Origin of the sequence: Nostoc sp. (genome assembly GCF_036917135.1) — a bacterium.
Classification (GTDB): Bacteria; Cyanobacteriota; Cyanobacteriia; order Cyanobacteriales; family Nostocaceae; genus Nostoc.
The window spans coordinates 66,362-79,586 of sequence record NZ_JBALEA010000061.1 but is presented as its reverse complement, the minus strand read 5'-3'; the positions used below and the strand labels follow the sequence as shown (position 1 = coordinate 79,586).

The window sequence follows — 13,225 nt, the reverse complement described above, 5'->3', positions numbered from 1 at the left end:
AATAGGGAATAGGGAATAGATTATTTCCATTTCCCTGTACCCTGTAACCCTTCCCCTGTCCCCTTCGTAACCTTTCGTAATACCGCTCTCAGATTGCAGCTAAAACAGTGAATTCTGAAAAGCAATATTACAAAGTATTAAGAGCAGTCATAAATGCTCAACAGAATGCCGGAAAATGTTTTGCGGAAGGTAACTGAGTTTAAAAGCTTGTGTACTTATGTGGACTCAAGCGAACTCGTAATTTATTAGCCGTAGCAGTTGTAAAACTGTTGTGTTTAAAAGAACGAGAAAAAACTCAGTAAACCAAATTTAAAGTCGCGCCAGTTTAATCAAATCCTGGTTTCATTCGTATTGGAGGAATCCATTAATGAGTATCGTCACGAAAGCTATCGTGAATGCTGATGCAGAAGCCCGCTATCTCAGCCCTGGTGAGTTAGATCGGATCAAATCCTTCGTTGCAAGTGGTGAGCGCCGTGTGCGGATTGCTCAAATTCTGTCAGAAAATCGTGAACGCCTTGTTAAGCAAGCTGGCGATCAACTGTTCCAAAAGCGCCCTGATGTTGTGTCTCCTGGTGGGAACGCTTACGGTCAAGAATTGACTGCTACTTGTCTGCGTGACCTAGATTACTACCTCCGCCTCGTTACCTACGGTATCGTTGCTGGTGATGTTACCCCCATCGAAGAAATCGGTGTTATCGGTGCCCGTGAACTGTACAAGTCCTTGGGAACTCCTATCGATGGTGTTGCTGAAGGTATCCGTGGGCTGAAGAATGTAGCTGGTACATTGCTGTCTGGTGATGATGCTAGTGAAGCTGGTAGCTACTTCGACTACCTAGTTGGCGCTCTTCTAGGATAGGGTAAAGCTGTTTACCTACTTAAACAGAAGTATTGCAATACGGTTGGAAATAAGGAATTAACAACATGGCTCAAGACGCAATTACCGCTGTCATTAACTCCGCAGACGTTCAAGGTAAATACCTTGACTCTTCTGCTTTAGAAAAGCTAAAAGGCTATTTTGCCACTGGCGAACTACGGGTACGTGCTGCTAGCACCATCAGCGCTAACGCTGCTGCGATCGTTAAAGAAGCTGTAGCAAAATCTTTGCTATACTCTGACATCACCCGTCCCGGCGGCAATATGTACACCACTCGCCGCTATGCTGCTTGCATCCGCGATTTGGACTACTACCTCCGCTATGCCACCTACGCTATGTTAGCTGGCGACCCTTCCATTTTGGATGAGCGTGTATTGAATGGCTTGAAGGAAACCTACAACTCTTTAGGAGTTCCCGTTGGTGCTACCGTGCAAGCTATCCAAGCAATCAAGGAAGTAACCGCTAGTTTGGTTGGTTCTGACGCTGGTAAGGAAATGGGCGTTTACTTAGACTATATCTCCTCTGGCTTAAGCTAAGAATTAGTTTGCGCTTAAGAATTTAGGTGCGGCTTTATTAAGGTCTGGAAATCAGCCGTGAGTGCTAGAACGGTATATTGCTTATCTCGGTAAATTATCAGTGATGAGTGTTAGTGGTCTAGTATTGATGTTTGATTTCCAGCCTTTGAATGATTAAAAGATTTGCACTCAAGATTTTGAGATAAAAAAGTTTTCACAAAATATACAGGAGATTTTCAAAATATGTCCCGTTTGTTTAAAATTACTGCTCTAGTTCCCAGCCAAAGCCGAATTCGTACCCAACGCGAACTGCAAAATACATACTTTACTAAGCTAGTTCCCTATGAGAATTGGTTCCGCGAACAGCAACGTATTCAAAAAGCAGGTGGCAAAATCATTAAGGTGGAACTGGCAACTGGTAAGCAAGGCGCTAATACTGGCTTGTCGTAATTCTGTAAATAGAACATTATTTTAGGAAATTGGTAAGAGGTCGAGAAAGACCTCTTTTTTGTGGCTCGGATTTTTGCAAATCAACAGTTAAACATATTTAAAAGGCGATACCCACGAGTGTAAAGTGGAACTGGAGCGTCAGGATTGTGTCTATTCTTAGCCTGTTCAACAGTTTCATCAAATACAATTAGCGTTTCCTTACCAACCTTCAGCCAGTCTTCATAAGGGATGCTCATATCTTCTTCAATACCACCAATATTAGGTGCTACCATCGCTCGGTAAGCTTCATTGAATTTTCTGCGGAATCGGAAATCTACTGAAATTCTCAGACCTTCAGTTTTCCTTCTTACTGTTTGATGCAATCCACGGGCATCATTAAAATACATTGTCCCGTGTTGTAGTTGTGCTTCTGTGTAGGAGACAACCATCGGAATATCCCGACCTTCATCAAAGTCTGACATCACCTGCATGGATTGTAGTTCCATTTCGCGGGGCATTTCACCTGCTTCGATGGTTATATTATCGATGTCGCCAAATAATGGCAGAACCACTACAGTTGCATCAGCAGCCACACCTGCCCAGACATCGCTATGGCACTTTGAGCTAGCGAAGGGCAAACCCAATTTCTTGGCATCAGTCTTGCCGTAGACCATGCGAAGATTGACTGGTAAATCCACTGCATCAATCAGGTCATTTGCTCCTAGTTGGTAGAAAGCCTCTGCGACGCTCTTTTGAAAGAGGTTAAATGCCAGAATGTGTTCTCGCTTGGGCATTAAAAGACCAGTGCCGGTATAGTTGGGCAAAGTACTTCTTCCTTCTAGTAGTCGTTCAAGCATTTCAGCTTCCGAAAGAATGATGGGACTATTCAGACACGCTGAAATATAACCCGCAGCAGCAATTCGGATTTGCTGGAATAACTCAGGCTTTAATGTGTGTTCAAACAGTAGTCGGTATTGTCGCTTTGTAGCAATTTTCTCAGCAAGCTCGTCAAAGAGCCGATCGCCAAGTTGAGAAAATGCGTAGGCGTAGTCCGTCGTAGACATCGCACGTTCATATTGTAAGCGATCGCGCACTGGTGATTCCGCTAAGAGTTCTTCTAACATCATTTCTTCCAACATCATTCTAAATTGGCTAAATAATTCATGCATCCAAAGCCAGTTCGTTTTCAAAACCAATCTGGCTATTACAAAATTAACAATATTCTTCTTTTTATACTTCGTAAAATATACTGTTTTATTTCTCTTACTTATCTTGATTAAAAGAGTCAATTTTAACTTTGTTAGTAAAGCATAGATGAAGTTCCAGCTTAAAAATCGAACTATCTATATGTGAAGCTACTATTAACTAAGTAATAACCCAAGTTCATGAAGTTAAATCTAATTTAGCTGTTTCTATTTAAAGAAATTAACAAGATGACAATTTCAGGGTAGCTACTCTTTTGAAAAGGCTAGTTTTAAACACAAAATCGACAAGCAAAGGAAAATCAGTAAGATCAACCTTATCAATAAAACAGATTCATTATTAAATTATAGATGTTCAGGATTTTAGTCCGATGAGACTAAATTAACTAATCATAAAACAAGTATAAAACAATACTAATAGATGTCAAATGTGAATCACGAAAACTCAACTAAAAACTTATATAATCGCACAGCATCAGAGTGGATTAGAGGAGAACCTACTTCCCTGTCAGACTTTACAGCCCGCCCTTTTGTACTAGAGCTTTGTGAGCCTGTTGCTGGGTTGCGAGTACTTGATATAGGTTGTGGAGAAGGTTATTGCAGTCGAGAATTACGCCGACGTGGTGCTGCACAAGTACATGGAATAGACCTTTCCCAAGGCATGATTGCAGCAGCAAAGTTGCAAGAAGTAGAAGATGCGTTGGGTATTAGCTATGAAGTAGGATGTGCTACCAATCTTAAGCAGTTTGATGATGGGGAAATTGACCTAGTTGTTGCAGTATTTCTATTTAACTATTTGACAATTGCTCAAACCCAAGAATGTATGGCAGAAGTTGCACGCATTCTTCGTCCAGGCGGTCGATTTATATTCAGCGTTCCCCATCCATCTTTCCCGTATATGCGGGAGGCGGCATATCCGTTTTATTTTCAAGTCGAGGGTGCAGGCTACTTCAGCAAGCGAGATCAGCAGTTTCCTGGTCGTATTTGGAAACGAGATGGTTCTTGGCTAAATGTCCAATTGATTCACAAAACTCTTGAGGATTACTTTAATGCTCTGAAAATGGCTGGCTTCAATACGATGCCAACTTTACAAGAATTGCGTGTGACTCCAGAACATATCGCAATAGATGAATCATTTTTTAGCCCTTTAGTTGACCAACCCCTCCACCTAGCCCTACAAATATCACGATGACACAGACATCTTCTTTAGTTAGAAATTCCTTCCGTGAAATAACAGTTAATCATCCTCTATGGAATCATGAGTTCTTAACTCGCTGTCGGGCTGGAAATTTATTTTTACCAGACATACAGGTACTAGCTGTTCAAATGTACAAATTCTCCAAAGAATTTAATCGGATCTTGGCTAGCATTTTGTCTTGCTGCCAAGATGAAAGTAGTCAGTTAGTCATTTTGGAAAACCTATTTGACGAAATGGGACAGGGAGATATAACTCAGTCCCACCCAGAATTGTTTCGTCAATTTACCCGCGCACTTGGTATCGACGACGAAAGTCTGATAGCACTACCCACTGCACCTGAAACTCTCGCCCTGATTGAAACCTACTTGCAGATGCCACATAAGTACGGCTATTTAGCTGCACTGGGTGCCGTCTGTTATGCTTCCGAAGGGATTGTTAATTCCCTGTACACGCAACTATACAAAGGAATTGTTGGTGCTGCTCCCTTACCCAAAGAATCCCTGATCTTTTTTGAAGTCCATATTGATGTGGATGATAGTCATGCAGCGAAGCTAGCAGCAGTGATTGAACCTCAAATTACCACCAATGAAGAGGATGTCAAGATAAAGCTGGCTATTACAGAAGCTATGGATGCCCGTGTCCAATTTTTTAACGGAATTCAGCGTCAAGTCTCTAAATATAGCTTGTATCCTGATGCATGGCTGATTTTTGATGCATCGCTGTAGTAGTTTTTCAAGCTTAAATTGATGGGTAAGCAAGTTTGTAGTAAGGACTTTAGTCCTTATTTTCTAAGCCCTCAAGTGCTTATTACAAACCTCAAAATTAGCTGGGCAAGAGAAATAAGTGAAAATACGGTTGTAATAATGAGGATTTGTAACATTAAAATGCTAACAGTTTTCCCTATTTTTTCGGTTTTTAAAGCTGTAATCAAATATTTCCAGGTTTGATTACAGAAAATTTTGTCATTAAAATAACCCTTTTAAGGAATTAGTTGTTGAGTCTTGGGCAAATTTACAAAACAAAATTAGGCGCAGCAAGAGGAGGCTCCATGTACGGATTAGTGAACAAGGCGATTCAAGATATGGTGTGCAGTCGCTTTGGCGAAGATACTTGGAAAGAAATTAAGCACAAAGCAGAGGTGGATGTAGATGTTTTCCTCAGTATGGAAGGCTATCCCGATGACATCACCCACAGGCTGGTAAAAGCTGCTAGTGTCATTCTCGGTCTATCTTCCAAAGATATTATGCAAGCCTTTGGGGAATTCTGGGTTCAGTACACAGCCCAAGAAGGCTATGGCGAAATGATGGATATGAGTGGAGATACACTCCCTGAGTTTTTAGAAAACCTCGACAATCTTCATGCTCGTGTGGGAGTTAGTTTTCCCCAACTCCAGCCGCCATCATTTGAATGTACTGAGATGGAGGAAAATTCTCTGAGCTTACATTATCGCTCTGATAGAGAAGGGCTAACGCCAATGATTCTTGGACTAGTCAAAGGATTGGGAAGCAGGTTTGACACAGAAGTTCATATTACCCAAACCCAAAGTCGAGATGATGGGGCTGAACATGATGAATTTTTAGTGATTTATAAACCAAATTGAGTGCAGTAGCATGGCTCCTCCTCACCTTACACTTTCACCAGAGTCGTTGACGAAAGCTTTTCCCTTCCACTTTGCCTTTAGCCGTAATCGGGAAATTATCCAAACTGGTGATGTCTTAGAGCGCATCAGTCCTGAACCATTGGTTGGTAAATTGATTGAGCAGCATTTCCAGATCAATCGCCCAAAAATTTTGGTTGATTTTGATGCTATTAGTAAACAGTCTCGTGCCCTGTTCATATTAGAGTTTCTCCACAATGGAATGCATCTCAAGGGTCAGATGATGTATGAACCAGAGCAGGATATGATATTTTTTTTAGGTTCTCCCTGGATTACAAATACAACTAGCCTGGCTCCTCTGGGTATCAAACTCAAAGACTTTGCGATTCACGACCCAATTGTTGATTTTCTGTTTCTACTACAAGCTCAGAACATCGCTTTGGCTGATGCCAAAAAGTTAACAGGTGAATTGAAACAGCAAAGGGCACAACTACGGAGTGCGCTACAAATCAAGGAGAATTTAGCAGAAATTGCTGAGGCTCAGTCTAAAAAATTGGAAAAATCCCTTCGTGACTTACAGCAAACTCAAGCTCAATTAGTCCAAGCTGAAAAAATGTCCAGTCTGGGACAGTTAGTTGCAGGAGTCGCTCACGAAATCAACAATCCTGTTAACTTTATTTACGGGAATTTGAAATATGCAAAGGATTATACGGAAGGTTTGCTGAAGCTTGTGCATCTTTACCAACAATTTTATGCCAATCCTGCCTCAGAAATTCAAGAATACATTAAGGAAATTGAGTTAGATTTTTTACTAGATGATTTGCCCAAAATCCTCAATTCGATGGAAGTAGGAGCCGAACGGATCTCTGAAATTGTCTTGTCCCTGCGGAATTTCTCTCGTCTTGATGAAGCGGAGAAGAAAAGAGTTGATATTCACCAGGGAATTGATAGTACTTTGCTGATTTTACAGAGTCGTTTCAAGAATAGTGTTGAGCATCCTGGTATCAAAGTAGTGAAAAATTATGGAAATCTGCCTTTAGTAGATTGCTACGCTGGTCAACTCAATCAAGTATTCATGAATATTATCAGTAATGCAATCGATGCGCTCGATCACTATAACAGTAAACGTGCGATCGCAGAAATTCACGCCAGTCCTAATAAAATTACAATTACGACAGAAGTCATTGAAACGAATTGTGTGATCCGAATCGCTGATAATGGTTCAGGAATGACGGAAGCAGTTAAGGAAAGACTGTTTAATCCATTTTTCACAACTAAGCCTGTAGGTAAGGGTACAGGATTAGGTTTATCAATTAGCTATCAGATTGTAGTTGAAAAACATGGAGGAACCCTGAGATGTGTATCAGAACCTGGGCAAGGAACTGAGTTCTCGATTGAAATTCCCCTATCTATGGACAAACAAGTAGTTAATTACGTGAAATCATTAAGTTTAATTAAATAGACATCTCCAGAAATTAAATATGCGTTAAACAGAACCCTTGTAGAGACGTAGCAGTGCTAGGTAAAAACAATTCTTTTTCACCAGATGTCTAATATACATATTTGGTATTTTCTGTCAATGCGTAACTCTTATTAGTTTAGGAATACTTTAAGTAAATTTCGAGTTAAGTAGGTAGGCATAATTAAACATAAAATAAAATCCTAGTTCGTAGTGAGCGATTCATCGCTCAAAACAAGGATTATCAGGACTAAAGTCCTTACTACGAACTTTAATTTATTTACTCCTAGCTACTTACTGACTATAAAATAGTACTTTATGTTTGCAGGATCGCGATGCCTTCTCTAGGAGACGCTACGCGTAGCTTTCTTGTAGGACTACGGCGCGCATAGCCAACACAATTTGTCAGAAATGTTGAACTAGTGGTGTATTGAAGTTGACAACTCGAAGATTTATGGTTGTCAAGGCTACTTATGAGTTATAAGTTATGATTTATGAGTTTTATTTCTAACTCCTAATTTCTAACTTTTTACCTGTACTGATCGTGAATCTACGCCGCCTGATTCCAATTTTTGATAGTTCAGTCTCCAACTGGGCTTTAGAAGCGCGGTTGTTGCGCTGGTTAACGTTGATTTGGCTGTTCGTCGGCTTGATTATGCTATTTTCAGCATCCTATGCCGTCGCTGACGCCCGTCAGAATGATGGGTTGTACTACTTTAAGCGTCAACTGCTTTGGGTCTTAGTTTCGTTAATCGGATTCAATATTATTGTTAATTTGCCGTTGCAGAAAATTTTGGGACTATCCCATTGGTTTTTGTTGCTGTTTTTGGCGTTAATTTTTGTCACACTGATCCCCGGGTTGGGAAAAAAAGCTTTTGATGCAGCGCGTTGGATTGCGATCGGGCCAATTCCGATTCAACCCTCAGAATTAATTAAACCTTTTTTGGTGCTGCAAAGTGCGCGGCTTTTTGGTCAGTGGGAACGAATCAGTTGGCGGGTTCGCTTGGCTTGGTTGGGTATTTTCAGTCTGGTACTTTTAGGAATTCTTGCCCAGCCTAACTTGAGTACAACAGCACTTTGCGGTATGACTATCTGGCTAATTGCTCTAGCATCTGGATTATCTTACAAGTACCTGGGAGGAACAGCAATTGGTGGAGTAATGTTGGCAATACTCAGTATTAGCATCAAAGAGTATCAGCGTAAGCGCGTGATGTCATTCCTGAATCCCTGGGCGGATGCTACAGGAGATGGCTACCAGTTGGTGCAAAGTCTACTAGCCGTAGGTTCTGGTAGAACTTGGGGTTCTGGATATGGGCTTTCTCAACAAAAGCTGTTTTATTTACCAATTCAGGACACCGATTTTATTTTTGCAGTGTTCGCTGAGGAGTTTGGCTTTGTTGGCAGTATGGTATTGTTGGCACTTTTAGCGACATTCGCCACTCTCGGATTAATGGTGGCGTTAAAAGCTAAAAATACAGTACATCGATTAGTAGCGATCGGTGTGACGGTTTTGATGGTGGGACAATCATTGCTCCATATCGGTGTTGCTACAGGTTCTTTGCCGACTACTGGCTTACCTTTGCCCATGTTTAGTTATGGTGGTAATTCCATGATTGCCAGTTTAATAGCTGCTGGATTGCTGATTCGGGTAGCACGTGAGAGTAGTGAAGCTGAGGTAGTTCCGTTGCGAAAACCCCTGTTTGAAAGTGGGCGCAGACGCAGAGCTTTTCAGAAAAATCGGAATTGAAAAAGGGACTGGGGACTGGGGATTAGGGACACTTCGACAAGCTCAGTGTCCCCAATCCCTCAAAATTGCTAGACTGAAAAAAGTTATGAGGACGGAAACTATGACTGACAAAAATCGTTCTCAATGGGACTTAGGCAGGTTTATCGAAACCCTGACTTACTTTGAGGTAATTCCTTTCCTTAACTGGGTACAACAGTTAATTCAAGGTCGTCCTAAGGATAATCAAGATAGACCCAATGGAGGAAGAAACGTGGGTGTAATATTAGTAGCAGGTGCAACAGGTGGTGTAGGTAAACGAGTTGTGCAGCGATCGCGGAAACTAGGTTATAAAGTTCGCGCCCTAGTTCGAGACATTGAGAAAGCACGATCAATTCTTGGTAATGATATAGATTTAGTAGTTGCGGATATCACGCAACCAGAAACTTTAAATCCTTTGGTTATGGCTGATATCCAAGCTGTAGTTTGTTGTACAGCAGTGCGTGTACAACCAGTTGAGGGAGACACAGCAGATAGAGCCAAATACTATCAAGGTGTTAAATTCTACCAACCAGAAATTGTTGGCGACACCCCAGAAAATGTAGAATATCAAGGTGTCAAAAACTTAGTTCAAGCTGCGGCAAAATATTTACCCCAAGCAAAGGAAAAACTAATATTTGATTTCACCAAGCCATCAGCAGAATTAAAGGATAACTGGGGAGCATTGGATGATGTCGTCATGGGTGGCGTGAGTGCCAGTAATATCCAATTAGTAGAAAATACAGCTTTATTTGCTGGTAACGTCTCCACCGCTAACTCTGGCGGATTTGCTTCTGTCAGAACTAAGAATTTTGATCCACCCTTCAACTTATCTGGTTACACAGGTGTAAAATTGCGTGTCAAAGGTGATGGTCAGCGTTATAAAATCTTTCTGCGGACGGATACAAAATGGGATGGTATTGGTTACAGCTATTCCTTTGACACCGTAGCTGATACGTGGGTAGATATTCACATTCCCTTTGCAGATTTGATTCCTGTCTTTCGGGCAAAAGTTGTCAAAGATGCCCCGCCAATTGAGCAAAGTAGAATTTGCTCATTCCAACTGATGTTGAGCAAATTTGAATACGATGGCGCTTTAAATCCCAAATTTTCTCCCGGTGGTTTTACTTTGCAATTGGAATCAATTAAAGCTGATGGTGGGACAACTTTACCACAATTTATCCTCGTCAGTTCAGCAGGTGTAACTCGTCCTGGCCGCCCTGGCATTAATTTAGACGAAGAACCACCAGCAGTGAAATTAAATGACCAATTGGGAGGAATTTTAACTTGGAAGTTGAAGGGAGAAGATAGTTTAAGAGAAAGTGGAATTCCTTACACAATTATTAGACCTTGTGCTTTAACTGAAGACGCAGGTGGGATGGAATTAATATTTGAACAAGGTGACAATATTAGAGGCAAAATCAGCCGTGAGGATGTGGCAGAACTTTGCGTGCAAGCGCTAAAAATAGGAAAAGCGTCTAATGTCACAGTTGAGGTGAAACAGGGAGAAAATACTATCAAATCTATCGATTGGCAGAGTTTATTTTCTAACTTACAACCAGATAAAAAATGAAGTATATACAGATTTTTAGTCTGTAACCACATTAGCAAATCCTGGTTAGATAGACTGTTGCAAGAAGTCAGCTATTGATATGAAGAAAGTCAAGGTGCTAGTAATCGCCGGGATTTTAGTAACAATTCTCTGGGGCAGTTTTTTTTCCAAAACTGCCTCATCGCAGCAAGTGGAGTCCCGTATCAACAACTTGGAAGCAGATTTTAATCGGATCGAGTCGCGGTTAAGCCAGATAGAATCTCAACTAGGACAAGGCCGCCAGTCTCCATCGCCAAGAACAACACTTACCCCACGACAATCAACTGGTTCCAGAAGGAATTTATCACAGCCAGATCGGATGTTTGATCGGCTTGCAACTTTGGTGATTGAACTGAAGCAACAAGTGAATAAATTAGAGGAGCGAGTTGCTAAATTAGAAACTCGGTAAGGAAATCGGCATCCGCAGAAAGCATTAAGTGCGATCGCTTTTTCACCCACTTCTATGGGAACCACCAGCTTCCCCGATTGCTGTAGAACTGAAACCGTCCAAAGCCCAAAAATTGACCGTGAGATTTTTCACCCACAGGGAAAGCTGTGACACCCAATAAGTAGACACCAGAAAAGCTGGGATTACTTACAGGGCGGAGGGCGATTGTAACTATCTGTCCGGGAGTTACGGGCGGGTTAAAGTTTACAGAAACAGTGCGTGTCTCGCGGTCATTTGTGACTGCACCTAATGTAAGTTGCGTTTCTTTGCGATCGCTTGTTCCCACAAATGCACGGGTATCATTAAGATCATAGGCGATATTTTCTGCTCCCTCTTTCTGTGCGATCGTTACCTTCTGGAGCGATTCTCCAGCATTTTCCGGCACATTGATCGTAAAATAATAAGTCCCACCCCAAACATTCACATCTTTGTAAGTAGTTGTGGCATTAACAAGTTTCGGCGGTTCGACAAAATAAACTGTGCCATCTCTGAGTTGCACAGCCTGAGTCACCGGAACCGCAACTTCTGCAATCCCTATTGATAACGAGAGTGTTATTCCAAACAAAGTTGCAACGCGCATAATTCAGATATAAAAAACGCACTCAATCCAATTCTAGTTCTTTAGGAATCAGTGACTTGGGAATGAGTAAAAGGGACGCCGATTATTCATCCGTGAGTCATACAGAATACCTAACTGAATTCTGACTCCTGAATTCTGTTCAAGAAAAATGTAACAAAAACTACAAAATTCCTATTTTCTGAAAAAACAAGGATAAGCTAGGCGTACATATATCCAGTTCGCAAATATACTGCGATAGGAAAAAAAATTATGATTTCAAAATCACTGTTGCTGCCAGAACCTGCTTCTCCAGCGCATATATGCCCATTTGACCAAGCCTGTAGCTACTTAGAAGCAGCAGCTAAAGAATTAAATTTAAATCAGGGTTTGCTGGAAATTCTCAGCCACCCGCGTAAGGTTGTCACGGTTTCCATTCCTGTGAAACTAGATGATGGAGAAATACAAGTTCTTGCTGGACATCGGGTGCAGCACTCCGATGTCTTAGGCCCCTACAAAGGTGGAATTCGTTACCATCCAGCTGTAACATTGCGGGAAGTATCGGCTCTTGCAATGCTGATGACCTGGAAATGTGCCTTGTTAGGTATTCCTTATGGTGGTGGTAAGGGTGGTATTGCTATAGATCCCAAACGCTACAGTGTTGGCGAATTAGAGCGAATCAGCCGCCGTTATATCAGTGAGTTGATTAAAGATATTGGGCCTTCCGTAGATATTCCAGCACCGGATATGGGTACTTCTGCCCGTGAAATGGCTTGGATGATGGACACTTACTCTGTGAATGTTGGTCATGCTGTACCAGGAGTTGTAACTGGGAAACCCCTTTCTATTGGTGGTTCTCTAGGCCGGGAAATGGCAACCGGACGTGGTGTAATGATTATTGTGCGTGAGGCGCTAGCAGATCAAGGTAAATCCTTGGTAGGAATGCGAGTTGCTATTCAGGGTTTCGGTAACGTCGGCTGTGCCGCAGCAGAATTATTATATGAAGCGGGAGCGAAAATTATCGCTGTTTCAACTGCTGCTGGCGGAATATTTTCCGAAGTTGGTCTTGATATTCCCAAGTTGAAAGTCTACGCGGCTGAAAATCGTAAGAGTATTGTGGGTTTCCCGCAATCTGTACCAATTAGCAATGCAGATTTATTAACTTTACCCTGCGATGTCTTAATACCAGCAGCTTTAGAAAACCAGATCACTGAAGAAAATGTGAATCAGGTGCAGGCAAAGATTGTGGCAGAAGCAGCTAACGGGCCGGTTACTCTTGAGGCTAACTTGGCGTTAGAGGCGCGGGGTGTGATCGTGCTACCGGATATCTTGGCCAATGCTGGCGGTGTGGTAGTGAGTTATTTAGAGTGGGTGCAGGGTCTTTCTTACGTATTTTGGGATGAGGAACGTGTCAACCGCGAAATGGAGCATTTGATGGTGCAAGCCTACCGCAAGGTAATTCACCAGTCGGAGGTACGACAAATTTCTTTAAGGTTAGCAGCTTACACTTTAGGAGTGGGTAGAGTGGCTCAGGCATTGACTGATAGGGGTCTTTATCCTTAATTGTTGATAGCGACAATTTACGAGGTAAAAT

The 13,225-nt window shown here is 41.8% G+C and carries 13 protein-coding genes; 11 read left to right on the top strand and 2 right to left on the bottom strand.

The genetic code is table 11. The features are described 5' to 3' along the window. Positions 1-367 precede the first annotated feature (367 nt). From apcA to V7K50_RS18260, 3 genes are all read left to right on the top strand, one after another. On the top strand, positions 368-856 hold the full coding sequence (gene apcA / locus V7K50_RS18270; RefSeq protein ID WP_094341663.1) for an allophycocyanin subunit alpha: 489 nt from the start codon (positions 368-370) through the stop codon (positions 854-856). 65 nt (positions 857-921) lie between these two features. Further along, complete coding sequence (gene apcB, locus V7K50_RS18265) at positions 922-1,410, top strand: allophycocyanin subunit beta (protein ID WP_069068902.1); 489 nt, start codon at positions 922-924, stop codon at positions 1,408-1,410. A 222-nt stretch (positions 1,411-1,632) separates the two neighbouring features. Beyond that, positions 1,633-1,839 carry a phycobilisome linker polypeptide gene (locus V7K50_RS18260; RefSeq protein ID WP_196521311.1) on the top strand — a complete coding sequence of 69 codons (207 nt, stop codon included), beginning with the start codon at positions 1,633-1,635 and terminating at the stop codon, positions 1,837-1,839. Positions 1,840-1,919: 80 nt separating this feature from the next. On the opposite strand, the gene V7K50_RS18255 is transcribed toward V7K50_RS18260, so the two are convergent. Further along, complete coding sequence (locus V7K50_RS18255; RefSeq protein ID WP_334962415.1) at positions 1,920-3,008, bottom strand: hypothetical protein; 1,089 nt, start codon at positions 3,006-3,008, stop codon at positions 1,920-1,922. Positions 3,009-3,441: 433 nt separating this feature from the next. On the opposite strand from V7K50_RS18255, the gene V7K50_RS18250 reads away from it, so the two are divergent. The 7 genes from V7K50_RS18250 (at position 3,442) to V7K50_RS18220 (ending at position 11,036) form a co-directional block, all read left to right on the top strand. After that, positions 3,442-4,212: a class I SAM-dependent methyltransferase gene (locus V7K50_RS18250; protein WP_334962413.1), complete on the top strand. Its 771-nt coding sequence runs from the start codon at positions 3,442-3,444 to the stop codon at positions 4,210-4,212. Continuing rightward, positions 4,209-4,943 (top strand): TenA family transcriptional regulator, encoded by a 735-nt coding sequence (locus V7K50_RS18245; protein ID WP_334962411.1) that lies wholly within the window; start codon positions 4,209-4,211, stop codon positions 4,941-4,943. Before V7K50_RS18250 ends, V7K50_RS18245 begins: the two co-directional genes overlap by 4 nt. A 323-nt stretch (positions 4,944-5,266) precedes the next feature. After that, complete coding sequence (locus V7K50_RS18240) at positions 5,267-5,818, top strand: heme NO-binding domain-containing protein (protein ID WP_334962409.1); 552 nt, start codon at positions 5,267-5,269, stop codon at positions 5,816-5,818. Positions 5,819-5,828: 10 nt separating this feature from the next. Continuing rightward, positions 5,829-7,277, top strand: coding sequence for a sensor histidine kinase (locus V7K50_RS18235; protein WP_334962407.1), 1,449 nt, complete (start codon positions 5,829-5,831; stop codon positions 7,275-7,277). A gap of 541 nt (positions 7,278-7,818) precedes the next feature. Then, on the top strand, positions 7,819-9,021 hold the full coding sequence (locus tag V7K50_RS18230; protein WP_334962405.1) for an FtsW/RodA/SpoVE family cell cycle protein: 1,203 nt from the start codon (positions 7,819-7,821) through the stop codon (positions 9,019-9,021). A 100-nt stretch (positions 9,022-9,121) separates the two neighbouring features. Next, entirely contained in the window at positions 9,122-10,609 is a 1,488-nt protein-coding gene (locus V7K50_RS18225) for a CIA30 family protein (protein WP_334962403.1), read from the top strand. A 79-nt stretch (positions 10,610-10,688) separates the two neighbouring features. Next, on the top strand, positions 10,689-11,036 hold the full coding sequence (locus tag V7K50_RS18220) for a hypothetical protein (RefSeq protein ID WP_334962401.1): 348 nt from the start codon (positions 10,689-10,691) through the stop codon (positions 11,034-11,036). A 52-nt stretch (positions 11,037-11,088) separates the two neighbouring features. Here the strand turns inward: V7K50_RS18220 and V7K50_RS18215 are convergent, their stop codons facing one another. Then, positions 11,089-11,655 (bottom strand): DUF2808 domain-containing protein, encoded by a 567-nt coding sequence (locus tag V7K50_RS18215; RefSeq protein ID WP_334962399.1) that lies wholly within the window; start codon positions 11,653-11,655, stop codon positions 11,089-11,091. 249 nt (positions 11,656-11,904) lie between these two features. Here V7K50_RS18215 and V7K50_RS18210 point away from each other — a divergent pair, with 249 nt between their 5' ends. Beyond that, entirely contained in the window at positions 11,905-13,194 is a 1,290-nt protein-coding gene (locus tag V7K50_RS18210; RefSeq protein ID WP_334962397.1) for a Glu/Leu/Phe/Val family dehydrogenase, read from the top strand. Positions 13,195-13,225 lie beyond the last annotated feature (31 nt).